At 28.8% G+C, this 25,130-nt stretch carries 24 protein-coding genes; 1 reads left to right on the top strand and 23 read right to left on the bottom strand.

Annotated elements, in window-relative coordinates:
- Positions 1 to 2: 2 nt before the first annotated feature.
- The 20 genes from J2S18_RS04345 to J2S18_RS04250 form a co-directional block, all read right to left on the bottom strand.
- Positions 3 to 320: a ribosomal L7Ae/L30e/S12e/Gadd45 family protein gene (locus J2S18_RS04345; protein ID WP_307483720.1), complete on the bottom strand. Its 318-nt coding sequence runs from the start codon at positions 318 to 320 to the stop codon at positions 3 to 5.
- On the bottom strand, positions 313 to 579 hold the full coding sequence (rnpM, locus tag J2S18_RS04340; protein WP_307483717.1) for an RNase P modulator RnpM: 267 nt from the start codon (positions 577 to 579) through the stop codon (positions 313 to 315). The genes J2S18_RS04345 and rnpM overlap by 8 nt, the downstream gene beginning before the upstream one ends.
- A 13-nt stretch (positions 580 to 592) precedes the next feature.
- Positions 593 to 1,705, bottom strand: coding sequence for a transcription termination factor NusA (gene nusA, locus J2S18_RS04335; protein WP_307483714.1), 1,113 nt, complete (start codon positions 1,703 to 1,705; stop codon positions 593 to 595).
- Positions 1,706 to 1,723: 18 nt separating this feature from the next.
- The gene (gene rimP / locus J2S18_RS04330) at positions 1,724 to 2,185 is read right to left on the bottom strand and encodes a ribosome maturation factor RimP (RefSeq protein ID WP_307483712.1); all 462 of its coding nucleotides are present in this window, start codon (positions 2,183 to 2,185) and stop codon (positions 1,724 to 1,726) included.
- 233 nt (positions 2,186 to 2,418) lie between these two features.
- Positions 2,419 to 6,762, bottom strand: coding sequence for a PolC-type DNA polymerase III (locus tag J2S18_RS04325; RefSeq protein ID WP_307483710.1), 4,344 nt, complete (start codon positions 6,760 to 6,762; stop codon positions 2,419 to 2,421).
- Positions 6,763 to 6,842: 80 nt separating this feature from the next.
- Positions 6,843 to 7,892, bottom strand: a complete 1,050-nt coding sequence (ispG, locus tag J2S18_RS04320) for a flavodoxin-dependent (E)-4-hydroxy-3-methylbut-2-enyl-diphosphate synthase (RefSeq protein WP_307483708.1) — start codon at positions 7,890 to 7,892, stop codon at positions 6,843 to 6,845.
- A 12-nt stretch (positions 7,893 to 7,904) separates the two neighbouring features.
- Positions 7,905 to 8,918: an RIP metalloprotease RseP gene (gene rseP, locus J2S18_RS04315; RefSeq protein WP_307483705.1), complete on the bottom strand. Its 1,014-nt coding sequence runs from the start codon at positions 8,916 to 8,918 to the stop codon at positions 7,905 to 7,907.
- Positions 8,919 to 8,929: 11 nt separating this feature from the next.
- On the bottom strand, positions 8,930 to 10,087 hold the full coding sequence (gene dxr, locus J2S18_RS04310; protein WP_307483702.1) for a 1-deoxy-D-xylulose-5-phosphate reductoisomerase: 1,158 nt from the start codon (positions 10,085 to 10,087) through the stop codon (positions 8,930 to 8,932).
- A gap of 22 nt (positions 10,088 to 10,109) precedes the next feature.
- The gene (locus J2S18_RS04305; RefSeq protein WP_307483701.1) at positions 10,110 to 11,072 is read right to left on the bottom strand and encodes an AI-2E family transporter; all 963 of its coding nucleotides are present in this window, start codon (positions 11,070 to 11,072) and stop codon (positions 10,110 to 10,112) included.
- Between the two features lie 100 nt (positions 11,073 to 11,172).
- The gene (locus tag J2S18_RS04300) at positions 11,173 to 11,547 is read right to left on the bottom strand and encodes a phage holin family protein (RefSeq protein WP_307483698.1); all 375 of its coding nucleotides are present in this window, start codon (positions 11,545 to 11,547) and stop codon (positions 11,173 to 11,175) included.
- A gap of 187 nt (positions 11,548 to 11,734) precedes the next feature.
- Positions 11,735 to 12,529: a phosphatidate cytidylyltransferase gene (locus J2S18_RS04295; RefSeq protein ID WP_307483696.1), complete on the bottom strand. Its 795-nt coding sequence runs from the start codon at positions 12,527 to 12,529 to the stop codon at positions 11,735 to 11,737.
- Between the two features lie 21 nt (positions 12,530 to 12,550).
- Positions 12,551 to 13,312 (bottom strand): undecaprenyl pyrophosphate synthase, encoded by a 762-nt coding sequence (uppS, locus tag J2S18_RS04290; RefSeq protein ID WP_307483694.1) that lies wholly within the window; start codon positions 13,310 to 13,312, stop codon positions 12,551 to 12,553.
- A gap of 65 nt (positions 13,313 to 13,377) precedes the next feature.
- On the bottom strand, positions 13,378 to 13,935 hold the full coding sequence (gene frr / locus J2S18_RS04285; protein ID WP_307483692.1) for a ribosome recycling factor: 558 nt from the start codon (positions 13,933 to 13,935) through the stop codon (positions 13,378 to 13,380).
- 13 nt (positions 13,936 to 13,948) lie between these two features.
- Entirely contained in the window at positions 13,949 to 14,659 is a 711-nt protein-coding gene (pyrH, locus tag J2S18_RS04280) for a UMP kinase (protein WP_307483689.1), read from the bottom strand.
- Between the two features lie 72 nt (positions 14,660 to 14,731).
- Positions 14,732 to 15,640: a translation elongation factor Ts gene (gene tsf, locus J2S18_RS04275; RefSeq protein ID WP_307483686.1), complete on the bottom strand. Its 909-nt coding sequence runs from the start codon at positions 15,638 to 15,640 to the stop codon at positions 14,732 to 14,734.
- Positions 15,641 to 15,740: 100 nt separating this feature from the next.
- Positions 15,741 to 16,442 carry a 30S ribosomal protein S2 gene (rpsB, locus tag J2S18_RS04270; protein WP_307483683.1) on the bottom strand — a complete coding sequence of 234 codons (702 nt, stop codon included), beginning with the start codon at positions 16,440 to 16,442 and terminating at the stop codon, positions 15,741 to 15,743.
- A gap of 216 nt (positions 16,443 to 16,658) precedes the next feature.
- Positions 16,659 to 17,435, bottom strand: a complete 777-nt coding sequence (codY, locus tag J2S18_RS04265; protein ID WP_307483680.1) for a GTP-sensing pleiotropic transcriptional regulator CodY — start codon at positions 17,433 to 17,435, stop codon at positions 16,659 to 16,661.
- Positions 17,436 to 17,626: 191 nt separating this feature from the next.
- On the bottom strand, positions 17,627 to 19,720 hold the full coding sequence (gene topA / locus J2S18_RS04260) for a type I DNA topoisomerase (RefSeq protein ID WP_307483677.1): 2,094 nt from the start codon (positions 19,718 to 19,720) through the stop codon (positions 17,627 to 17,629).
- A gap of 46 nt (positions 19,721 to 19,766) precedes the next feature.
- Positions 19,767 to 20,828 carry a DNA-processing protein DprA gene (gene dprA, locus J2S18_RS04255; RefSeq protein ID WP_307483674.1) on the bottom strand — a complete coding sequence of 354 codons (1,062 nt, stop codon included), beginning with the start codon at positions 20,826 to 20,828 and terminating at the stop codon, positions 19,767 to 19,769.
- A 16-nt stretch (positions 20,829 to 20,844) separates the two neighbouring features.
- Positions 20,845 to 22,374: a YifB family Mg chelatase-like AAA ATPase gene (locus J2S18_RS04250; protein ID WP_307483671.1), complete on the bottom strand. Its 1,530-nt coding sequence runs from the start codon at positions 22,372 to 22,374 to the stop codon at positions 20,845 to 20,847.
- A 103-nt stretch (positions 22,375 to 22,477) separates the two neighbouring features.
- Between J2S18_RS04250 and J2S18_RS04245 the strand changes: the two genes are divergently transcribed.
- Complete coding sequence (locus J2S18_RS04245) at positions 22,478 to 22,852, top strand: YraN family protein (protein ID WP_307484625.1); 375 nt, start codon at positions 22,478 to 22,480, stop codon at positions 22,850 to 22,852.
- Positions 22,853 to 22,968: 116 nt separating this feature from the next.
- On the opposite strand, the gene rnhB is transcribed toward J2S18_RS04245, so the two are convergent.
- The 3 genes from rnhB to rplS form a co-directional block, all read right to left on the bottom strand.
- Complete coding sequence (gene rnhB, locus J2S18_RS04240; protein ID WP_307483668.1) at positions 22,969 to 23,781, bottom strand: ribonuclease HII; 813 nt, start codon at positions 23,779 to 23,781, stop codon at positions 22,969 to 22,971.
- 23 nt (positions 23,782 to 23,804) lie between these two features.
- Positions 23,805 to 24,647, bottom strand: coding sequence for a ribosome biogenesis GTPase YlqF (ylqF, locus tag J2S18_RS04235; protein WP_307483665.1), 843 nt, complete (start codon positions 24,645 to 24,647; stop codon positions 23,805 to 23,807).
- A gap of 78 nt (positions 24,648 to 24,725) precedes the next feature.
- The gene (gene rplS / locus J2S18_RS04230) at positions 24,726 to 25,073 is read right to left on the bottom strand and encodes a 50S ribosomal protein L19 (protein ID WP_307483662.1); all 348 of its coding nucleotides are present in this window, start codon (positions 25,071 to 25,073) and stop codon (positions 24,726 to 24,728) included.
- Between the last annotated feature and the right edge of the window lie 57 nt (positions 25,074 to 25,130).

Below are 25,130 nucleotides of genomic sequence, written 5' to 3'. Positions count from 1 at the left end.
GGTTAATTTCTACATATATTTTCCTCCTCGTAAAGAGATATTAGCTTTTTCGCCATATTTTCATCTTGCACAGCTAGAATTTTTATTTCATCTCTTCCTATGCTAATGCCTAAATCCTCTTTAGAGAAATTTTCAATACATGGTATTTTATTTTCATTACAATGTTTTTTAAATTTATTTTTTGTTGATTCTGACGCATCATTTGAAATAATAAAAAGATACATCTTTTTTTTATTTCTTAGTTCATTACATTTACTGTAACCTTCAACTAGATTGCCAGCTCTTTTAGCTAAGCCTAGAAAATTGAAAAACTTATTCATCATCCATCTCTTCCCTTAGTCTGTCATATATTTCTTCATTTATTTGAGTATCAAGATTTCTACTTAATCTCTTTGTTTTAAAAGCCTTTTCTAAACATCCATGAGATTTGCAAACATATGCTCCTCTACCTGCTTTTTTACCTGTTAAATCAACTGAAACTTCTCCTTCTTTTGACTTAACAACTCTAATAAGCTCTTTTTTAGGCTTCATTTCCATACATCCAGTACACATTCTTAAAGGTATCTTTTTTGTTTTCATTAAAACACCTCTCTTATTCTGATATTTCTTCTGAATCTATTTTTTCTGATACTTCTTCTATTAAAGATTCTTCCTCTTCTAATTCTGCTTGACTTTTGCTTTTTATATCTATCTTCCAATTAGTAAGCTTTGCTGCTAATCTAACATTTTGACCTTCTTTTCCAATTGCAAGAGAAAGTTGATTATCATCAACTACAACTTTAGCTGATTTTTCCTCTTCATTTACCTTAACATCTAAAACTTTTGCTGGACTTAAAGAATTTGCTATAAATTCTGCTGAATCCTTGCTCCATTTTATTATGTCTATTTTTTCATTTTTAAGTTCATTTACTATGTTTTGAACTCTTATTCCCTTAGGTCCTACACATGCACCCATAGCATCAACTGATTCATCATTTGAATATACTGCTATCTTACTTCTTGAACCTGCTTCTCTTGAAATACTCTTTATTTCAACTACTCCATTATATATTTCTGGAACTTCAAGTTCAAATAATCTCTTTACTAATCCTGGATGAGTTCTTGACACATGAATTTGAGCACCCTTTGAAGCATTTTTAACTTCAACTATATATAACTTTAATTTTTCATTAAACTTATATTCTTCTCCTTTCATTTGTTCATTAGGACCTATAACTCCTTCAATCTTTCCAAGATTAACAAATACTAAGCCTTTATCTTTTCTAAGAATTGTTCCTGTTATTATGTCAAATTCTTTTTCCTTATATTCATTATACACTATATTTCTTTCGGCTTCTTTTATTCTTTGAGTTACTACTTGTTTTGCAAGTTGTGCTGCAACTCTTCCAAAGTTTCTAGGTGTAACTTCAATATCAACAATATCATCAACTTCATACTTAGGATTTATTTCCTTAGCTTCTTCTAAACCTATTTCAGTTACTTCATCATAAACTTCATCTACTACTACCTTTTGAGCATAAACTCCAATTTCTCCACTTTCTCTGTTAATTGTAACCTTAACATTTTGAGCTGAAGTATATTGATTTGCATAATTTTTCTTATAGGCTGCAACCATAGCATCCTCAATTGTTGTAAATATTAAATCTTCACATATTCCTTTTTCTTTAACTATCTCTTTAAGAGCACCTATAAACTCTTCGTTCATCTTCTTATCCTCCCTACTTTATAATTCACCCTCTAAATTAGCTGACTTTATTTTGTCTTTTGGTAATTTTATTATTTCATCACTTTCTATTTCTAAGAAATCTCCATCACAGGATTTTAAAATACCTTTTACATTTTTACGTCCATTTAATGATCCTGTAAATTTTATAAATACTCTACTTCCTATAAATCTTTTAAAGTGTTCTTCCTTATATAAACCTCTGTTTATACCAGGTGAAGAAACTTCTAAAAAATATGAAGTAGAAATTGGATCTTCTAAGTCTAACATTTCACTAACTCTTCTTGAAACTTTTTCGCAATCAGTAAGTGTAATGCCTGATTCTTCATTATCTATATATATTCTTAAATAATTTTCTCCGTTTTCTTTAACAAACTCTACATGATATAATTCATAACCTAATTCATCAGTTATTGGTATAACTAAATTTTCTAACTTTTCTATTAAGGCATCTTTTTTCATATGTTAACCTCCTTCTTCACTATTCAATTTTATAATTATATTATCTCCAATATCTAAAAATCTATTTTAATTAAAAACGCAACTAAAGTAGTTGCGCTTTAAACAGAAAGAGCGGGTAAATAATTTTCCCACTCCTTTAATCTAGCTATTAGTAATAATCATCATTTTAAATTTTAACATACAATATATTTTTTTTCAAGTATATTTAAATAAATTGTAAATCTCTATCATAACTAAAATAATGATAGCTGGTTTGTTTCTGGTAATCCTTCTAAACAACCATGATTTCCTAATGTTTCTACAGCAGTCTTTGTAATTTTTGCTCTAAGTCTTAAATCTTCTTTTGATATAAATTCTCCAAAAGCTCTAGCTTCTACAATAGCTTTTGCTGCATTATCTCCAACCCCTTGAAGTGCATTAATTGGAGGTCTTAAACCATCTTCTTCAATTATAAATTTTGTCGCCTCTGATTTATAAAGATCTACCTTTAAAAATTTAAATCCTCTCTTATACATTTCAAAAGCCATTTCTAAAGATGTTATCATTCCTTTTTCTTTTGTTGTAATTCCATTTCCTAAATCATATAGTTCATGAAGTTTTTCATAAACTGCACCTTCCCCTTTACAAATAAGATCTGCATCAAAATCATCTGCTCTTACTGTAAAATAAGTTGCATAATAAGCTTCAGGATAATATACCTTATAATAGGCAATTCTAACTGCCATCATTACATATGCAACAGCATGCCCTTTAGGGAACATATATTTTATTCTTTTACAAGATTCAATATACCAGTCAGGAACATTATGTTCCTTCATTAACTTTTCATGCTCTTCACTAAGACCTTTACCTTTTCTTACCTTTTCCATTATTGTAAAGGCCATTTTAGGTGGAAGTCCTCTGTGCATTAAGTAAACCATTATGTCATCTCTTGTTGCAATACAGTCTTTAAGTGTAGTATAACCTTCTTTAATAAAATATTGTGCATTATTAAGCCAAACATCAGTACCATGAGAAAGTCCAGAAATTCTAACTAAGTCTGCAAAACTTTTTGGCTTAGTATCTACAAGCATTTGACGAACGAATTTTGTACCAAACTCTGGAAGTCCATAACTTCCAACTTCACATTCTAATTCTTCTTTTGTAACTCCAAGAGCATCTGGCTTTGTAAATAAACTAATTACCTTCTCATCATTTAAGGGAATAGTTTTTGGATCAAGTCCAGTTAAATCCTGAAGCATTCTAAGTACTGTAGGATCATCATGGCCTAGTATATCAAGTTTTAAAAGTCTACCACTTATTGAATGATAATCAAAATGAGTAGTAATTATATCAGTATCATTATCATCAGCTGGATGTTGTATTGGTGTAAAATTGTAAATTTCATTATCACTTGGAACAACCATAATTCCCCCTGGATGTTGCCCTGATGTTCTTTTTATTCCAGTACATCCAATGGTAAGTCTTTCTATTTCTGCACTTGATGTTCTAATATCTCTTTCATCTAAATATTTTCTAACATATCCATAGGCTGTTTTTTCTGCAACAGTACCAATTGTACCTGCCTTAAATACATATCCCTTGCCGAATAAAACTTCACAGTATTTATGAACAACCCCTTGATACTCTCCAGAGAAGTTAAGGTCAATATCTGGTTCTTTATCTCCTTCAAATCCTAAGAATGTTTCAAAGGGAATATCATGACCATCCCTTTTATATTCCGTTCCACACTTTGGACATTTCTTATTAGGTAAATCTGCACCAGAACTTACAGAACCATCTAAGAAAAATTCTGAATTCTTACATTTAGGACAAACATAGTGTGGTGGAAGTCCATTAACTTCTGTTATATCTGACATAGTAGCTACAAAAGACGATCCAACAGATCCTCTAGAACCAACTAAGTATCCATCTTTAAGAGATTTTGCCACAAGTTTTTGTGCTATAAGATATAAAACTGCATATCCATTATTTATAATAGAATTTAATTCTTTATCTAATCTTTTTTGTATAACATCTGGTAATTTTTCTCCATATATTGAATGAACCTTTGTTTTAACCATATTTCTAATTTCATCTTCAGCACCTTCTATTTTAGGAGGAAATGTTTCATCAGGAATTGGTTTTATATTTTCAATTTCAGAAGCTATTTTATTTGGATTTATTATAACAACTTCCCTAGCCTCTTCTTCACCTAAATAGGAAAATTCCTTAAGCATTTCATCTGTAGTTTTAAGATATAGAGGCGGCTGATCATCTGCATCTTTAAATCCTTTTCCAGCCATTATTATTTTTCTAAAGGCTTCATCCTCTGGCTCTAAAAAATGCACATCTCCTGTTGCAACAACAGGTTTATTTAACTTTTTACCAATGTTATATATTTTTCTATTTATTTCTCTTAATTCATCTTCATCTTCTACATTACCCTTTTTAATTAAGAAATTATTATTTGCAATAGGTTGTATTTCTAAGTAATCATAAAATTCTGCAACCTTAATAACCTCTTCATCACTTCTTCCATCTAATATAGCTCTATATAATTCTCCAGCTTCACAAGCTGAACCAATTATAAGTCCTTCTCTCATTTCTTGAAGTCTACTTTTTTTAGTTCTTGCACTTTTAAAGAAGTTTTCAAGATGAGCCTCTGATACTAATTTATAAAGGTTCTTAAGACCTTTTTGAGTTTTTGCTAATATTATTATATGGAAGGTAGGTTGCCTTTTAATATCAACATGTGATAAAAATTCTTCATTTAAGCTTTTCAAATCGTATATTTCTTTTTCTTCTTTTAACTTTTCAAAACATTTTAATAATATATCGCAGGTAGCTTTTGCATCATCTACAGCTCTATGATGATTTTCTAAAGATATTCCTAAATGTTTAGCTACAATATTTAGTTTTACCTTTTTAAGTTCTGGATATAAAAATCTAGCTAAAGGCACTGTATCTAATATAGTAAAATCAAAATCTAATCCTAATCTTCTACAATTTCCTTTAATAAATCCAGTATCAAAAGCAGCATTATGTGCAACTAAAACACTACCTTTAGAAAACTCTAAAAACTTTGGAAGTAATGTTTCTATATCATCACTATTCTTTACCATATCATCTGATATTCCTGTAAGTTCAGTAATTTTATATGGAATATTTCTTTTTGGATTTACAAACTCACTAAATCTATCAATAATTTTTCCATTTTCTATTTTAACTGCACCAATTTCAATTATTTTATCATTTTTAGGAGAAAATCCTGTAGTTTCTAAATCAAAGACTACATAAGAATGATCTAAAGTTTCTCCATTTTCATGAAGAGCTATTGGAATACCATCATCAACTAAATATCCTTCAACTCCATAAAGAACCTTTATTCCAAATTTCTTTGAAGCACTTTGGGCATCTGGGAAAGATTGAACTACCCCGTGATCTGTAATAGCTATAGCTTCATGCCCCCACTTTGCAGCTCTTTCAATAAGTCTACTTGCAGATGTCATTCCATCCATAGTACTCATATTTGTATGTAAATGAAGTTCTACTCTCTTTTCTAAAGAACCATCCATTCTTTCTATTTTTTTCATTTTAACTATATCTCTACCCATTATTACTACTTCTCTAGCATAAGTATCATATATAGCTTCTCCTCTTACTTTACAGTAAAGTCCCTTTTTAACATTTTCTAATACTTCATCTTTATCCTTTTCTTTTAAGAAACATTTAACTGTTATAGAACTTGTATAATCTGTTATAAAGAATGTTAAAATTGTTTTTCCTGTTCTAGTTTCAATTATTTCAGTTTTAAATACTTCTCCAATTATTGCAACATAACCTGAGGTTTCATCAATATCACATATTTTCATTGCCTCTTGACTTATATTTCTTCCTAAAATGGTATTTTCACCTTTAGGCTCTCTTTTATATTTTTGATATCCTTCATTTTTATTCTTTTTAGGAGCTTCCCTCTTTTCTTTTTTCTCTTTGTTTCCTTCTGAAGAGGATGAATTCATTTGAACTATCTTTCCTTGTAGTACATCTTCAACTATTTTTTTGTTTTCTTTTGCTTTATTTTCTTCATAATTATTATCTTCAAGCAAACTATCATACTTTAATTCAATTCTTACATGAACTCCAAAAATATCATGAATTCTCGCTGAAACTTTTCTCTCAATATCCTTATTCTTTAAATGTTTTACTATAGCCTCACTACCATATCTAATTATAATTACGTCTTTATCTATATCTTTGTGTTTGGAATATAAAACATTTTTAGATAAAGGATTTTTCTTAACTATATTTAAAACAACATCAGACCAATATTTTTCTAATATATCCTTTATACTAGCCCCTTCTACATCTTTATAAACTAGTAATTCTACATTTATATTCATGCCTAGGTTTTTTACTATTAATTTTTTAAGAAATTCTTCTTCACTTTCAGTTAAACTTTCCTTGCATTTTAATATAACTTTTAAAACATTACTTTTTTTATAAAATTGAAATCTATTTAATTTTATTTCTTTATCTTCTAAATTTTCCTTTTTATTTATTTCTTTATTAAGCCTCTTAATGAACTCTTCGCTCAAAGGATTCCCTCCTTTTTTCTATTAAAAATATTAACCCTCAAAATAAATTTAATTTTGAGGGTTATTTTATAGTATGAGCCTTATAATGATTCTATTTCCTTTATAAGTTCATCAACTAAATCTTCTTCTTTTACCTTCTTTACTATTTCGCCTTTTTTAAAGATTATGCCAACGCCTTTTCCGCCAGCAATACCAATATCAGCTTCCCTTGCTTCTCCTGGGCCATTAACAACACACCCCATAACAGCAACCTTTATATTCTTTTTTGAGCCTTCAAGTCTTTTTTCAACTTCATTTGCTATTTTAATTAAATTTATTTCAGTTCTTCCACAAGTAGGGCAAGACACAAACTCTATTCCTTCCTTTATATATCCTAAAGATTTAAGTATTTCCTTTGCAACTTTAATTTCTTCAATAGGATCTGATGTTAGTGATACTCTTATAGTATTTCCTATTCCTTCTGCTAAAAGAGTTCCTATACCTACACTTGATTTTATTGTTCCTTTAAATGTTGTTCCAGACTCTGTAACACCTAAATGTAATGGATAATTACATTTTTCACTCATAAGTCTATAACTTTCTATCATCATAGGAACATTTGAAGATTTTATTGAAATAACTATATCATAAAACTCTAAATCTTCCAATATCTTAACATGTCTTAATGCACTTTCAACTAATCCTTTAGCTGTTGGCTTACCATCTCTTTTTAAAATATCCTTTTCTAAAGAACCTGAATTAACTCCAATTCTTATTGGAATTTTCTTCTCCTTTGCCTTTTCAACAACTGCTTTTATTCTATCTATGCTTCCAATATTACCTGGATTTATTCTAAGTTTAGCTACTCCATTATCAATAGCTTTAAGAGCTAATCTATAATCAAAGTGAATATCTGCAACTATTGGCACCTTAGATTTTGCTGTAATTTCTTTAAGTGCCTCGCAAGCTTCCATATCAGGCACTGCACATCTTACAATTTGACAGCCTTCACTTACTAATTTATCTATTTGATTTAATGTTTTTTCTACATCTCTTGTATCTGTGTTAGTCATTGATTGTATAACAACTGGTTCTTCTCCACCAATTAAAACGCCACAAACATTAACTACCCTTGTTATCTTTCTATCCATTTATTTTCTCTCCTAAAATTTTATTGGAAATAATATATCCTTAACTGTTACTAGAACCATAAGTCCCATAAGCATTGCAAATCCAACAAAGTTTAAAGAATTTACTACTTTTTCTGGAACTTTTCTTCTAGTTATAAGTTCTATTAAAAGTATTACTGTCCATCCACCATCTAAAGCTGGGAATGGTAATAAATTAAATACAGCAAGATTTATACTTATAAGTGCTGTAAAGTTTAATAAATTCCATATTCCTGTTTTTGCAACTGCACCTGATAACCTTATAATAGTTACAGGACCTCCAACATCAGTTTTTAAATTTGCTTTACCAGTAACTATCATTTTAAGTCCATTAAAGGTCTGACTTACTGTTGATGCTGTCTGATTAAAACTTTCTCTAAAGCTTTGACCTATTGTTGGATTTTTTACTGTTTCAAAGCCAAATCCTATTAAATCTCTTTTTTCTTTTTTATTATATTCTGGTTTTACATCAAAATTAAGTAACTTTCCATCTCTCTCAACCTCTAAATTTACAGCCTTACCCTTTGCAAGACCTACTCCAATTGTAATATCTTCTGATGTAAAAATCTTATGACCATCTATTTTTTTAAATTCGTCTCCTGGTTTTATACCAACTTTGTAAGCTGGACTTCCATCTACTACAGTTGCTACCTTTGGTAATGCAAAACCAAAATGTGCTGATAATGCAGTATAAATTACTAATGCAAGAACTATGTTCATTATAGCACCTGCTAAAATAATTGTAATCTTTCTAAGTGGAGATTTAGAAGAAAAACTTTTATCATCATTAACATCCTCTTCTTCTCCAAGCATTTTTACATATCCACCTATAGGTAATATACCTAATGAATATTTTGTTTCCTTGCCTTCTATAGAAAATATCTTAGGTCCCATACCTATAGAAAATTCTTCAACCTTTACTCCATTTATTTTAGCAAGTATAAAATGACCAAATTCATGAACTATTATAAGTACGCTAAACGCTATTACTGCATATAATATATACATTAAGTTTCCTCCTAATTATATTTCTTTCTTACATATTCTTTAACTTTCTTATCTAAAAGGATAACATTTTCTAAAGTTACTTCCTTTTTACCTTCTTCTTTAAAGTGTTCCATACATTCCTCTATTATATCTGCTATTTTAATATAAGGAATTCTTTCATTTAAAAATAAATCTACAACTTCTTCATTTGCTCCATTTAAAATTGTAGGCATAAGACCTCCAGCCATTCCTGCTTTAAAGGCTAATTTTAAACATTTAAATGTATCCATATCAGGTTTTTCAAAGGTAAGTTTTGATATTTCATAAAAATCTATTCCCTTTGCAACAGAATTTTTCCTATCTGGATAATTAAGTGCATATTGAATAGGAAGTCTCATATCAGCTGAACCAAGCTGAGCAATTATACTGTTATCAGAATATTCTACCATAGAGTGAATAACACTTTGAGGATGAACTAAAACTTGAATATTTTCGTAAGGACAATTAAATAACCAATGAGCTTCTATTACTTCAAGTCCTTTATTCATAAGTGTAGATGAATCTATTGTTATCTTTCTTCCCATACTCCAATTTGGATGATTTAACGCTTCTTCTACTTTAATATTTTCTAAGTCCTCTACCTTTTTGCCTCTAAAAGGTCCTCCTGAAGCTGTAAGTATTATTTTCTTTAATGTATTTAAAGAATTTCCTCTAAGACTTTGAAATATTGCACTATGTTCTGAATCAACTGGAAGTATTTGTACTCCATACTTTTTAGCTTCCTTCATAACAAGTTCTCCTGCAACTACTAAAGTTTCTTTATTTGCAAGGGCAATATCTTTCTTATGTCTTATTGCTTCAATTGTTGGTTCTAATCCTATCATACCAACAACAGATGTTACAACTGTGTCAATTTCATCTAAAGAAGCTATTTTTTTAAGACCTTCTATCCCATAAAGAACCTCTATATTTAATCCTTTGTATTTTACATATTCTTTTATTTCATTTTTTGAAATTTCATCCATCATAGCTACATATTTTGGTGAAAATTCATCAATTATTTCTTTTATCTTATTAACAGAAGTATTTGCAGTTACCCCTATTAAGTTTATTCCTTCTGAATGTCTAATTACATCTAAAGTTTGTGTTCCAATAGAGCCTGTAGCTCCTAATATTGAAATATTTCTCATTTTATCTTCCTCCGCCTGTTTCTTAATCCTCACAAAATATATCTCTAACCATCATACTATATAAAGGCCCTATAATAATTCCAAGAATACCAAAAACCTTTATTCCAATATAAATTGAAAGAAATATAATTAAAGGATGTACATTGAATTTATTGCTTAAAAGTTTTGCCTCTAATATTTCTCTTATAACTTGAACTAATATATAAAGACATATAAGTCCAAAAGCAATCAAATAATCTTTTACTATAATATTGTATATTATAATTGGTATAAATACAATTATGGTTCCTACATATGGAAGTAAATCTAAGATACCACAAATTACACCTAAAATAAAAGAATTTTTTATATTAAATATTATAAATCCTACAATAATTATTAAGGTTGATATTAAAACTAATATAATTTGAATAGATATAATACTTTTTATGTTATGACTTCCCTTATTGATCCTTTTAAAAAGATTTCTTGGAATAATTCTATTCATATATCCTATAAGTTTATCTTTATCTGTCAAAATAAAAAATGAACATATATTACCTATAAAATAACTTATTATTCCTTCACCTACATTAAAAGCTCCTGCTGTTATAACTCTAGGATGGAGAAGTTTAACAGCTTCTCCGCTAATATTAATATTTCCAATTATACTTTCTAAAACTTCACTTATATCTAATAAAAATTTATTCATTATGTTTATATTGCTAATATAAATATTGTTTACTAATTCAAAAATATTTCTTCCTAAATAATAAATAAATAAAAAAACAATAATATTTAAAAATAATAAACTTAAAGTTGCAGATATTTTTTTACTTATTTTAAGTTTTGTAAAAATATTATATAAAGGACTACTTAATACAAATATTATTATTATCCATAAAAATGGTTTAAAATAATTTCTAATAATAATTACAAAAATAAATATTCCTAATAATACTATTAAGGATTCTAAAAGCTTTTTTTGATCTTCTTTTAATTTCACATTTACTATCCTCCTTTATTTTATATTTATATGCAGCAAAAAAAGCCTTAGAATTTATCTAAGACTTATAAATTTTATATTTTTTAATTAAATGAAAAATTTACATTACTCTTCCAGGTAGTATTGCATCTATTATGCCAATAACTACAGCAGCTAATAAAGCACCTATTATTGATACTCTCATATGTGGCACTAAAAATTGTGCTAAATATATTATTACAGCAGCTATAACAAATCCTTTTATGCCTTTTCCAAAGGGAGATGCATCAACACCCATAAATGATTCTATTAAATAATCTACTACAGTTATTATAAATGCAGCTAATAAAAATGACCACAATCCCTTAATAGAAAAACCTGGTGTAAAAAATGATGTTACTCCAAGAACTATTGCAAATAATATAAGCCTTATTATCCATCCAAAAAAGCTATTACCATTTGAATGTTTTCTTTCAGTATATTTATTATCTTCCATTAAAATTCCTCCTTTATAAGTTTTTGTTATCATAAATATATTGTGCTCTTATAAATAATAAATATACTATTAATAATGAAATAGTAATTTAACCTTCATATATATAAAAAATCAAATTTATAATATATACTTTTAATTTTTACATAGAAAAAAGAGCTCTAAAAGTTTTACTTTTAGAACCCTTATTTTATATTACCACAATAAAAGTTAAATAATAAAATACTACAAGACCTGAAAAAAGTATACTGTCAAATCTATCTAATATACCACCGTGTCCAGGTATTAAGTTACTATAATCTTTTATTCCAACATATCTTTTTATTGATGATGCAACTAAATCTCCAAATTGGCTAAATATACCACATAAAGCTCCTATTATAAAATAATTATATACTGGCATTATATAAATATACTTAGATACTATTATCCCAAATAATCCACAAAAAATTGTAGAACCAATCATTCCACCAATTGAACCTTCTATAGTTTTTTTAGGACTAACTTTAGGACATAATTTATGTTTTCCAAAAAATCTTCCTGCATAATATGCTGAAGTATCTGTCATCCAAGAACCTATAAATATAAGCCAAACTAAATATTGTCCACCAAACTTCATATTTACTAAATGTAAAAAACTAAATAAAATTCCTACATATAAGAATCCAAGAAGTGTAATAGCAACATCTATAAAAGTATATTTTAAATTTATAACAGGTATCATTAAAAGTATAAAGGTTGCAAAAACAACTATATAAGTTAATGTATTAAAATTAGTATTTGTAAGATAATAAACAATTATTAATATATATCCTACAATTGAAATTGGATGAAAATCCTTTTGTTTTAACGCATTATAAAATTCATACATTCCAAGTATTGATAATACTACTGTAAAGGCTTCTAACCACAAACCACCTAAAAATACAAATATAATAAAGGGAGCTATCATTAAAGCGCCAAGATATCTATTGTTTGATTTCACTTAAAAACCACCTCGTTTATTTTATTTTACCCCACCAAACCTTCTATCTCTCTTTTGAAAATCATAAATAGCTCTATGAAGGTCTTCTTCTTTAAAATCTGGCCAACAAATATTTGAATACCAAAATTCTGAATAGGCACATTGCCATAAAAGAAAATTACTTAATCTTTGCTCACCTGATGGTCTAATTATTATATCTGGATCTGGTATTCCTTTTGTATATAAATAATTTTCAAAAATATTTTCATCAATTTCTAAAGGATTTATATTTCCCTTTAAAACTTCCTCTGAAATTAATTTAGTTGCTCTTAATATTTCATCTCTTCCGCCATAATTTAATGCAATATTCATAGTTACACCTTTGTTATCTTTTGTTTTAATAACAGATTTATCTATTTCTTCTTGACACTCTTTAGGAAGTCTTGAAATATCTCCTAAAACATTTATTTTAACGCCATTTTTATGTAGCTCATTAATTTCTTGTCTTAAATATTGTATTAATAATTTCATTAATGCATTAACTTCATCCTTTGGTCTCTTCCAATTTTCAGTTGAGAATGCATAAAGAGTCATATATTTGATTCCAAGTTTATCTGATTCTTTTAAAATTCTACGAATTGTTTCAACACCAGCTTTATGACCCATAGTTCTTGGAAGTTTTCTCTTTTTAGCCCATCTACCATTACCATCCATTATAATGGCAACATGTTTAGGAATATTGTCCATATCAAGACTTATATCCTCATTTTCACTAATCTTTTCCCCTTTAAAAAACTTAAGCATGAGTTTTCCTCCCCACTCTTTTGTTAGTATAAAAAACCTGCTAAAGAGCAGGTTTTTTACTTAAACTAAATTGACATTATCTCTTTTTCTTTTTCTTCTATTATTTTATCAATTTCTTTTACAAATTTATCTGTAACCTTTTGAATATCATCTTCTAATCTCTTAGTTTCGTCTTCTGTAATATCTCCGTCTTTCTTTAAAGACTTGATTTTATCATTAGAGTCTCTTCTAACTGATCTTAAAGCAATTTTTGAATCTTCTCCAGCTTTTTTAACGTTTTTAACTAAATTCTTTCTAGTTTCTTCTGTTAATTCTGGTATTATTAATCTAATAACAGCACCATCATTTGAAGGATTTAATCCTAAATCTGAAGTAAGTATAGCTCTTTCAATGTCTTTTAAAAGTGTTGTTTCCCAAGGAGTTATTTGAAGAACTCTTGGTTCTGGAGCTGATATGTTTGCCACTTGATTAACTGGGCACATACTTCCATAATATTCAACTTGAATTCTGTCAAGCATTGTTGGATTAGCTCTTCCAGCCTTCATTGTTGATAAATCACTTTCTAAAACACTTATTGTTTTTTTCATTTTCTCTTCAGCATTTTTAAGAATGTCTTTACTCATAAATATCCTCCTTTTATTTTGACACTAGTGTGCCTATCTTCTCTCCACTAATAGCTTTTTGAATATTACCTGGTTCATCTAAACCAAATACTAATATTGGAATTTCATTATCCATACATAAAGAAGTTGCAGTAGAATCCATTACTTGTAATCCTTGTTCTAAAACTTCTATATATGATAGTTTATCATATTTTTTTGCATCTGAATACTTATGAGGGTCCTTATCATAAACGCCATCAACTTTTTTAGCTAAAAGAATAACATCAGCTTCTATTTCTGCTGCTCTAAGAGCTGCTGTTGTATCAGTTGAGAAATATGGATTTCCAGTTCCTGCTGCAAATATAACAACTCTTCCCTTTTCTAAATGTCTCATAGCTCTTCTTCTTATAAACGGTTCCGCAATTTCTTTCATTTCAATAGCAGTTAAAACTCTAGTATCTACTCCAACTTGTTCTAATGAATCTTGAAGAGCTAATGCATTAATACATGTTGCCATCATGCCCATGTAATCAGCAGTGGTTCTATCCATTCCTTCCCCACTTCTTCCTCTCCAAATGTTTCCGCCACCAACAACACAACCAACTTCTACGCCAGCCTCTATTAATTGCTTTATTTCTAAAGCTATTCTTGTTGCAACAGTAAAATCTAATCCAAATCCATTAGTTCCAGCAAGAGCTTCTCCAGATAATTTTAGTATTACTCTATTATATTTACAATCTGCCATTATAATCCCTCCGAAATATTCATTATTATTTTTAAAAAAAGAGAACACAAGGTGTTCTCTTTTTTAAGGTTACTATTTACCCATTTGTCTTGCAACTTCTTCAGCAAAGTTTTCTTCTTTCTTTTCGATTCCTTCGCCTCTTTCAAATCTAACAAACTTTGTTATAGTCATTGGAGCACCTGCTTCTTTTGACTTTTCTTCTAATAACTTAGTTATTGTCTTATCTCCATCTTTAACCCATACTTGGTCTACTAAGCAAACTTCTTTGAAGTACTTTTGGATTCTTCCCATAACCATTTTGTCAACGATTTTTTCTGGTTTTCCTTCATTTAAAGCTTGAACTCTATAGATTTCTTTTTCTTTTTCTAAAGATTCTTGATCTACTGAATCTCTATTTAAGAATAATGGATTTGCAGCAGCTACTTGCATACAAACTTCTCTAGCTACCTCAGCAGCTACTTTAGCATCTCCTTCAGTTGCAACTTCAACTAAAACTCCGATTCTTCCACCACCGTGAATGTAGCTTTGGATAGCTCCCTTTTCAACTGATAATCTTTCAAATCTTCTAACTGTCATGTTCTCACCAAGTTTAGCAACTAAAGCAGTAAGAACTTCTTGTACAGTTGAATCTCCCATTTTCTCATTTAATAATTCTTCTACAGTTTGAACTGAAGTATTAGCAACTAATTTTGCTAAATCATCAGCAAATCTTACGAATTCTTCGTTAGCAGCAACGAAATCTGTTTCACAGTTTACTTCTACTATTGAAGCCTTCTTATTATCTTCTGATATAAAAGTCTTAACTAAACCTTCAGCAGCAACTCTTCCTGCCTTCTTAGCAGCAGCAGCTAATCCTTTTTCTCTTAATACTTCAACAGCCTTTTCCATGTCTCCATTAGTTTCTGTTAAAGCCTTTTTGCAGTCCATCATACCTGCACCAGTTTTTTCTCTTAACTCTTTAACTAGCTTTGCAGTAATCATTTAAATTCCTCCTTATTTTAAAAAAAGTAACCCTTATCACCTAGGTTAAAAGGTAAATGAAGAGCACCTTCACCTACCTTTTCATACTTACCTTTTGATATTATTCAGCTATTTGTTCACCTTGTCTTCCTTCAATAACAGCATCAGCCATCTTAGCAGCTATTAATTTAACCGCTCTTATAGCATCGTCATTACCTGGAATTACATAGTCAACTTCTTCTGGATCACAGTTAGTATCTACTATAGCTACTACTGGAATTCCTAATATCTTAGCTTCTGAAATAGCATTCTTTTCTTTTCTTGGATCTACAACGAACATAGCTCCAATGTTTCTTGAATCTAAGTTCTTTATTCCGCCAAGGTTCTTTTCAAGCTTTTCCATTTCGCCTTTTAATTTAATAACTTCTTTCTTAGGAAGAACATCGAATGTTCCATCTTCTTGCATTCTTTCTAAATCTTCTAATCTCTTGATTCTTGTTCTTATAGTTTTGAAGTTAGTTAACATTCCACCTAACCATCTGTTGTTAACGAAGTGCATGTTTGATCTTATTGCTTCTTCTTTGATAGCTTCTTGAGCTTGCTTTTTAGTTCCAACGAATAATACGTCTTTTCCTTCTTCTGAAACTTCTTTTAAGAAATTATAAGCTTCTTCAGCCTTCTTAACTGTTTTTTGAAGATCTATTATATAGATTCCATTTCTTTCTGTGAAGATATAAGGAGCCATTTTAGGGTTCCATCTTCTAGTTTGGTGTCCGAAATGTACACCAGCTTCTAATAATTGTTTCATTGATATAACTGACATTTTGTTACCTCCTGGTTTTTTCCTCCATTATCGTTGCACTTGTAAGAAACCTTAAAATCAAAGGCACCTATCTTACAGATTCGACAATGTGCGTATTTTGTTACCTATGATAGTATAACATAAGGTTTTTTTTCTATCAACATAATTTTATGTTTTTTTATATTTTTCTATATTAAAAATAAAAGCGACTAAAATTAATTAGTCACTTATAAATTATTATTTTATTTTCTTTAACTCATCAAGCAATCTATCATTTAATATTTTTATATGAGTTCCCTTCATTCCTAATGATCTTGATTCAATTACTCCAGCACTTTCAAATTTTCTTAAAGCATTTACTATAACACTTCTTGTTATTCCTACTTTATCTGCAATCTTTGATGCTACAAGTAATCCTTCATTTCCTCCAAGTTCATTAAAAATATGTTCTACTGCTTCTAATTCTGAATAGGAAAGAGTTCCTATTGCTAATTGTACAACAGCTTTCTTTCTTGTTTCTTCTGCAAGTTCTTCTTGTTTTGCTCTTAACATTTCCATTCCAACTATAGTTGCACTATATTCACAAAGAACTAAATCATCATCTGTAAATACCTCTCCAAATCTTGCTAAAAGAAGAGTTCCAAGCCTTTCTCTGTTCCCAATTATAGGAACAATTGTTGAAAGCTTGTCTGCCATAGTACAATTTCCCATTCCCTCAAAGACACATTCTCCTTTATTAGGTAAATTGGATAAAGTTTCCGATACCTTTAATAATTTTTCATTGTATTCATTAGGGAACCTTTTTTCATCAAGAACCTTTTGTTTCATTATTTCACATTCAAAACTTTCTGAGAAACTATGACCTATAACGCTTCCATTCTTACTTACAATGTAAACATTACAAGCTAATACTTCACTTAAAAGCTGACAAACATCTTCAAATGCTACTGGTTCAGTACCTGATTTTTGTAATATCTTGTTTAATCTTCTTGCTTTATTAAGTAATGATGACATTAAAAATCCTCCTCGTTATCTATATAATTTCAGATTCATATTGCCATTTGTTATAACATTCAAAATTCTTTTAATTTTTAACAAATCCGTAATACTAATACAGTTTATCATACTAAATAGCATATTTCAATAATATTCTTCTTTTTTAGCAAAGGGATTTTTTTAAATGACATTATCACACTCATAATTATTTATTCTTTGCTTTCTGGCTTATCGCTCTTAATTTCTTCTTTATATTTACATTCTTTATTTGAACATTCAATATAATCACCTGATTTTTTTGAATATTTTTTTACCATGTAGGAATTACACTTTGGACATTTTTCTTCAACTGGTTCATTCCAACTTATAAAGTCACAATCAGGATATCCTGAACATCCATAAAATCTTTTTCCTTTTTTGCTTCTCTTTGCAAGTACCTTTCTTCCACACTTTGGACAAGGTGCCTTTATTTCCTCTACTATAGGCTTAGCGTTTTTACATTCTGGATAACCAGGACAAGCAAGAAATTTTCCATATCTTCCTCTCTTTATAACCATCATTCTTCCACATTTATCACAAGGAACATCACTTACTTCATCTTCAATAACTACTTTTGCCATTTCTTTTTCAGCTTTTTCTAATTCTACTTTTAATGGTTTGAAGAATTCTCCAACAACAGCTTTCCATTGAATTTCTCCTTCTTCAATATGGTCTAAATTTCTTTCCATACTTGCTGTAAAATCAACATCTGCTATTTGCTTGAAATATTCGCAAATTATATTATTTACAATAAACCCAAGTTCCGTAGGTATTAAATTTTTCTTTTCTCTATTTACATAGTCCCTACTTAATAATGTAGAAATTGTTGGTACATAAGTACTTGGTCTTCCAATTCCCTTTTCTTCAAGAAGTTTAACAAAAGAAGCTTCTGTATATCTTGCAGGTGGCTGAGTAAAATGTTGCTTACCCTCAAGAGATGCTGCTTTTAATATTTCTCCTTCTTCAAGTTCTGGTAATGAAGTATCATCCTCATCACTCATTGCATATTCATATATTTTCATAAATCCATCAAACTTAATTGTAGATCCACTAGCTTTAAATTTATAATCACCATTTAATATATCAATTGAATTGGTATTAAGTATACATGATGCCATTTGAGATCCTATAAACCTCTTCCAAATTAATGTATATAATTTATATTGATCTGATGTAAGGTTTGCCTTTGCAACCTCTGGTGTTATATCTATATTACTTGGTCTTATAGCTTCATGGGCATCTTGTATATTTTTCTTTCCTTTATATATTCTAGTTTCTTTTGGAATATATTCTTCTCCATAACTATTTAGTATAAAGTTCTTAGCTGCCTCTTGTGCTTCCTTAGATATTCTAACTGAGTCTGTTCTCATATAAGTAATAAGACCTACTGTTCCATATCCTTTAACTTCTACCCCTTCATATAACCCTTGTGCCACTGACATTGTTTTCTTTGTCATAAAATTAAGTTTTTTACTAGCTTCCTGTTGAAGGGTACTAGTTGTAAATGGTGCCATAGGATTTTTAAGTTTGCTACCTTTTTTAATAGTTTTAATTAAAAAGTTATCCTTATCTATTTCACTAATAACTTTATTAGTTTCTTCTTCATTTTTTAAATCTATCTTTTTATTTTTATATGTTGATAATTTTATAGGGAATTTTTTTCTTCCCTTTTTTAATGAACAATCAACTGTCCAATATTCTTCTGGAATAAATTTTTTTATTTCTTCTTCTCTTTCACAAATCAATTTAAGAGCTGCAGATTGAACTCTTCCTGCACTTAAACCCCATTTAACATTTTTCCAAAGAATTGGGCTTATTTCATAACCAACTAATCTATCTAGTATTCTTCTTGCTTGCTGTGCATCAACTAAATTTTGATTTATTTTTCTCGCATTTTTTATTGAATTTTTAACTGCACTCTTTGTGATTTCATTAAAAACTATTCTGCATTCTTCTCCCTCTTCAATGTTTAAAAGATTTGCTAAATGCCAAGATATTGCTTCCCCTTCACGGTCAGGGTCAGTTGCAAGATAAACTTTATCAGCTTTTTTAGCTGCTTTTCTTAAAACTTTAAGAAGTTCACCTTTTCCTCTTATTGTTATATATTTTGGTTCAAAATCATCATCTATATCAACACCTAATTTACTTTTAGGTAAATCTCTCACATGCCCCATTGAAGCCTCAACAATATAATTTTTTCCTAAATATTTTCCTATTGTTTTTGCCTTTGCTGGTGACTCTACTATTACTAATTTTTGGCCCATAACTAACTCCACTTACCTTTAAATGGAGTTATTCACCCCCTTAAACTTATGTTATTCTGACATAATAATTGCCAGGTAGACTTAATATTTCATTTTTAATTTGCAGTTCAAATAATAAACCATATAAAGTATTTCTGTCAACCTGTGACTTTACGAATATATCATCAATATGAACTGGTTCGTTTTTAATTATTTTTAAAATATTGTTATTAACGATTTCAATACTCTTTTTCTTTACCTTACTCTTATCTATATGTAAAAGCAAATACACATCTTCAATAGAGGTATATATAAAGGCTCCATCTCTTATTAAAAGATTAGCTCCTAATCCTCCTTCTGAAAATATGGATTGTGGAACAACTAACACATCTTTCCCTTGAGCTAAAGCACATGAAACTGTTATTAATGATCCGCTTTTTTCTGTGGCTTCAGTAACTATAATTGATTCTGATAGTCCACTAATTATCCTATTTCTTCTTGGAAAATTATATGCATAAGGCTTAGTACCTGGAAAGAATTCTGAAATTAATAACCCTTCTTTTGATATTTCATTAAACAATCCTCTGTTCCTTTGCGGATAGCATACGTCTATACCTGAACCTAAAACAGCTATTGTATTGCCATGATTTTTTAAAGCTTCATCATGAGCTATTGTATCAATTCCTTTAGCTCCTCCACTTACAATACATATATCATTTTTTACTAATTCCTTAGTAATTATTCTAGTTGCTCTTTCTCCATATAAACTATTTTTTCTAGAACCAACTATTGAAACACTTCTTTTATTTAATAATTTCAAATTACCTTTATAAAATAATACATAAGGAGGCTCCTCAATCCTTTTTAAACTCTCTGGATACATAGGATCTTTAATAGTTATAAAATTTACTTCTTCTTTCCTTCTTAAAATTTCCATGTTAGACAATATTTTATTCATTTCTTTGATTTTATCATAATTTGCAAAATTTTTATAATTTTTAAAATATAATTCTACTATTTCTTCAAAATTATCAAATATTTCTTTTTCATCTGAAAAGATGTTAAGTAATTTTATCTTTTGAAGATTTGTACATTCTAACATTATTAACCATAATATATATTTTTCCATTTGTCTACCTCTCTAATTAAACTATTTCTCCATTAACATCTTTTCTATAACTTATTGCCTCAAGGACATGCTCCTCTTTTATTTCACCTTGAAGTTCAATATCTGCAATAGTTTGAGCAACTTTTATAACCTTTCCATATGCTCTTAATGAAGGTGAATTCATTTTGAAATAATTTTCTAAAAGTTTTCTTGCATTTTCAGAAATTTTACAAAATTCAAATATGTCTTTTCCTTTTATATCTGAATTAAATTTATAAGAGCTTCCCTTTAATCTTTCTTTTTGTAAACTCCTTGCTTTAATTACTCTTTCCTTAATCTTTTTACTATCTTCTCCATTAACTCCTTCTTTTAAATCATCAAATTTTAATGAAGGAACATAATTAAACATATCTATTCTATCCTTAAGTGCCTTTGAAAATCTTTTTTGATACCTTCTTATTTCATAATCACTACACTCACATTTGTCAGAGCCTTTATCTATTATTGACATTTTCCCACAGGGGCATGGATTAAAGGAAATTATAAGCTGGAAGTCGCTTAAAAGTTCTACTTTTTCATTTAATCTATCTATTCTAACTACTCCCTCTTCCAAGGGAAGCCTTAAAACTTCTAATACTTCTTTTTTAAATTCCAATACTTCGTCTAAATATAACACTCCATTATGGGCAAGAGTTATCTCTCCAGGCTTTATATCTTTCCCTCCACCAATTAATGCTATCTTAGTAATAGTACTGTGAGGTTCTCTAAAAGGTATATTTATATTTTTGTATGTATCCATCATCCCACATATTGAATATATTTTAGCAATTTCAATTTTTTCTTTTTTTGAAAGAGGTGGCAATATTGATGGAAAAGATTTTGCAAGCATTGTTTTACCTGCTCCTGGATTTCCAAATAAAGCTATATTATGCCTACCAGCAGCTGCAATTTCTAGTGCTCTTTTTGATGAATATTGACCTATTATAGAATTAAAATCATATTTCATTTGTAAAGATTCATTTTTATGTTCCTCATTAAAATCTAAAGGTAACATATCATTGTAAATTATATAATCTATACCTTCTTTTAATGTAGTTACTAAATACAAATTTCCTTCTTCTATTTCTAAAACTTCAGAAATATTTGCCCTTGGCATAATAAAATTTTCAATTTTATATTCTAATCCTTTAAGTATTATTGGTATTGCTCCTCTAGTTTTTTTAAGTTCTCCAGCTAAAGAAAGCTCACCTATTAATAAATAATCCTCTAAATCTTTCTTAGGAATTTGATTAGATTCCATTAATATTCCTATTGCTATAGGTAAATCTAATAAGCTTCCTATTTTTTTAATATCTGCCGGAGCTAAATTTATAACAATTCTTCCTAAAGGAAACTCAAATCCTGAATTTACAATTGCTGTTCTAACTCTCTCCTTTGCCTCCCTTACAGCAGCATCTGCAAGGCCAACTATAGCAAAGGATGGAATACCACTTGTTATATCAACTTCAACATTTATTATCAAACTATCTATTCCAATATTAGTAGCACTTTTTATATTTACAGCCATTTTTATTCACCTCATAGAGGATTATTACCACATAAAAAATTTTTTAATCAATTATTTATTTTTATAGTTATTAATACAACTTTTGGCAATAATTATTTTAGAGGTGTTTATATTGAAAAAATACAATAAAGATATTGGTTATTATGGAGAAGACATTGCTTCAGACTACTTAATTAGAGAAGGTTATAAAATTATAAAAAGAAATTATTCTAATAGATTTGGAGAAATAGATATAATATGTTCAAAAGAAAATATCTTATCTTTTGTAGAAGTAAAAAGCAGATATTCTAAAAAATTTGGAAGGGGTATTGAATCTATTAATTACTATAAGAAAAATAGCATAAAAAAATTAACAAAATATTTTCTTATTAATAATAATTTTAGTAACTATTTTATTAGATTTGACGTTATAGAAATATATTTTAACTATGAAAACTCAAAAAATCATTTAATCCATACAAAAGATGCTTTTAGATAATTTAATATAAATCTATTAATGTCAAAAGTATTAAATACTATTTATTCCTAAGTTTTACCTAAAAAATAGCTAAAACATAAACATAAAAAAATAGTAATAACTATTTTTAGTTATTACTATTTTTCTAATATGTTTCTTAAAAAACTCATTCTATGAATAGGAGTTGCTCCGTATTTTTTTATTGCATCTATATGTGTTTTAGCTCCATATCCAACATTATGTTCAAAACCATACTCTGGATATTTTTCTGATAATTTCTTCATTAAATTATCTCTATAAACTTTAGCAATAATTGAAGCTGCTGCAATTGATGCACTTTTTGTATCACCTTTTATTACTGATTTATTTTCTATAGTAATTCCCTTAACTGTGTATCCATCAGATAGTACAATACTTGGTTTACTACTAAGTCCATATACCCCTTTAAGGAATACTTCATTATTGCAAAAGCCAACACCTTTTTCATCTATTTCATCATTAGAACATTCACTTATACAGTAGGCTATTGCCTTTTCCTTTATAATTTTTGAAAGTTCTTCTCTCTTTTTTTCAGATAACTTTTTAGAATCATTTAAATAAAATATCATTTCATCATCTATAACATTTAAATCAAGTATAACAGCAGCTGATACTATAGGACCTGCTAAAGGTCCTCTACCAACTTCATCTACTCCAGCTAAAAGTCTTCCCTTTGAAAAACCTCTATCAAAATCATACATTTTTTTAACTCTTTCAACTTCATCTTCTAGCTTTTTCTTTTCCTTTAATATTTTATTTCCTAATCCTTCAACATTTTTTCTCTTATCAGATAATAGCATATTACTTAAAAGCAATGTTTTTTCATCATTAAAATCAAATTCTATTTTATCAAACTCTTCCTTTATTGACTTATAACTCATATTTTCTAAATTCATATTTAGAAGTTCCATAAAACCCCTCCAAATTTGATAAATTAAGGTCTTTCTAAAGATATATTACCTATCTTTCCACCTCTAAATTCATCTAATAAAATTACTGCTATTCTATTATAATCTATTTCTTTTCCCTTCATTATAGCTCCTCTTTTTATAGCTATTGCATCAAGGGTTTCTAATGGATTTTCATATACAGTATCTATTTTATATCTTTCCATTAACTTTTCTGGATAAAATTCTTGAAGTCTTTCAACAAGTTTATAAGCTAGCTCTTCAACATCCATAATTTCATCTTTTATTGCTCCTGTAAAAGCAAGATTTAAAGCTGTTTCATCATCTTTAAATTTTGGCCATAAAACTCCAGGAGTATCTAGCATTTCTATATCCATTGCTGTTTTTATCCATCTTTTAGCTTTAGTTACACCAGGTCTATCCCCTGTTTTAGCTATATTATTCCTTGCCATTTTATTTATAAAGGTAGATTTACCTACATTAGGTATTCCAACAACCATAACTCTAGTCATAATTACCTTTAAACCCTTACCTTTAAGTCTTTCATGCTTTTCCTTTAAAAGTTCATTAAGGGCTGGTTTTATTTTTTGAAGGCCACTTCCTTTTAAACAATTTACCTCCATTGCCATAACATTATCTTTTGTTAATTCTCTCATCCATTCCTTTGTAACTTTAGATTCTGTTAAGTCACTTTTGTTTAATAAAATTAGTCTTGGCTTATCTAAAACTAATTTATCTATATCTGGGTTAGCAGAACTTCTAGGAATTCTAGCATCTCTAATTTCAATAACCGCATCTACAAGTTTTAAATTTTCTTTAATTTCTCTTTGAGTTTTCTTCATATGCCCTGGAAACCAATTAATTGCCATAAAAAACCTCCTTATTATTTAAAAATCTATTTATAGAAAAAAAAGAGACTTAATTCTAAGCCTCTTCTTTATGGTTAATTATCTTAATAATTCTTTAACCTTAGCAGCCTTACCTACTCTGTCTCTTAAGTAGAATAACTTAGCTCTTCTTACTTTACCTCTTCTTGACACTTCGATCTTTTGGATCATTGGTGCATTCATTGGGAAAGTCTTTTCAACACCTGTACCATAAGCTAATCTTCTTACAGTAAAAGTTTCTCTTAAACCACCGTTTTGTTTCTTTATAACAGTTCCTTCAAATACTTGAACTCTTTCTCTGTTACCTTCTTTTATTAATTGGTGAACCTTTACGTTATCTCCAACATTAAAGCTTGGTAAATCAGTTCTGATTTGTTCTTGTTCTATTGCTCTTAAAATTTCGTTCATTGTGCATTCCCTCCTAAACTTAATGTGACGTTCTTTTCGAAGCTATAATCCGAAAGA

It is taken from the genome of Eubacterium multiforme (assembly GCF_030813415.1).
In the GTDB taxonomy this organism is placed as follows: Bacteria; Bacillota; Clostridia; order Clostridiales; family Clostridiaceae; genus Clostridium; species Clostridium multiforme.
This window is presented reverse-complemented; position numbering and strand designations above follow the sequence as displayed.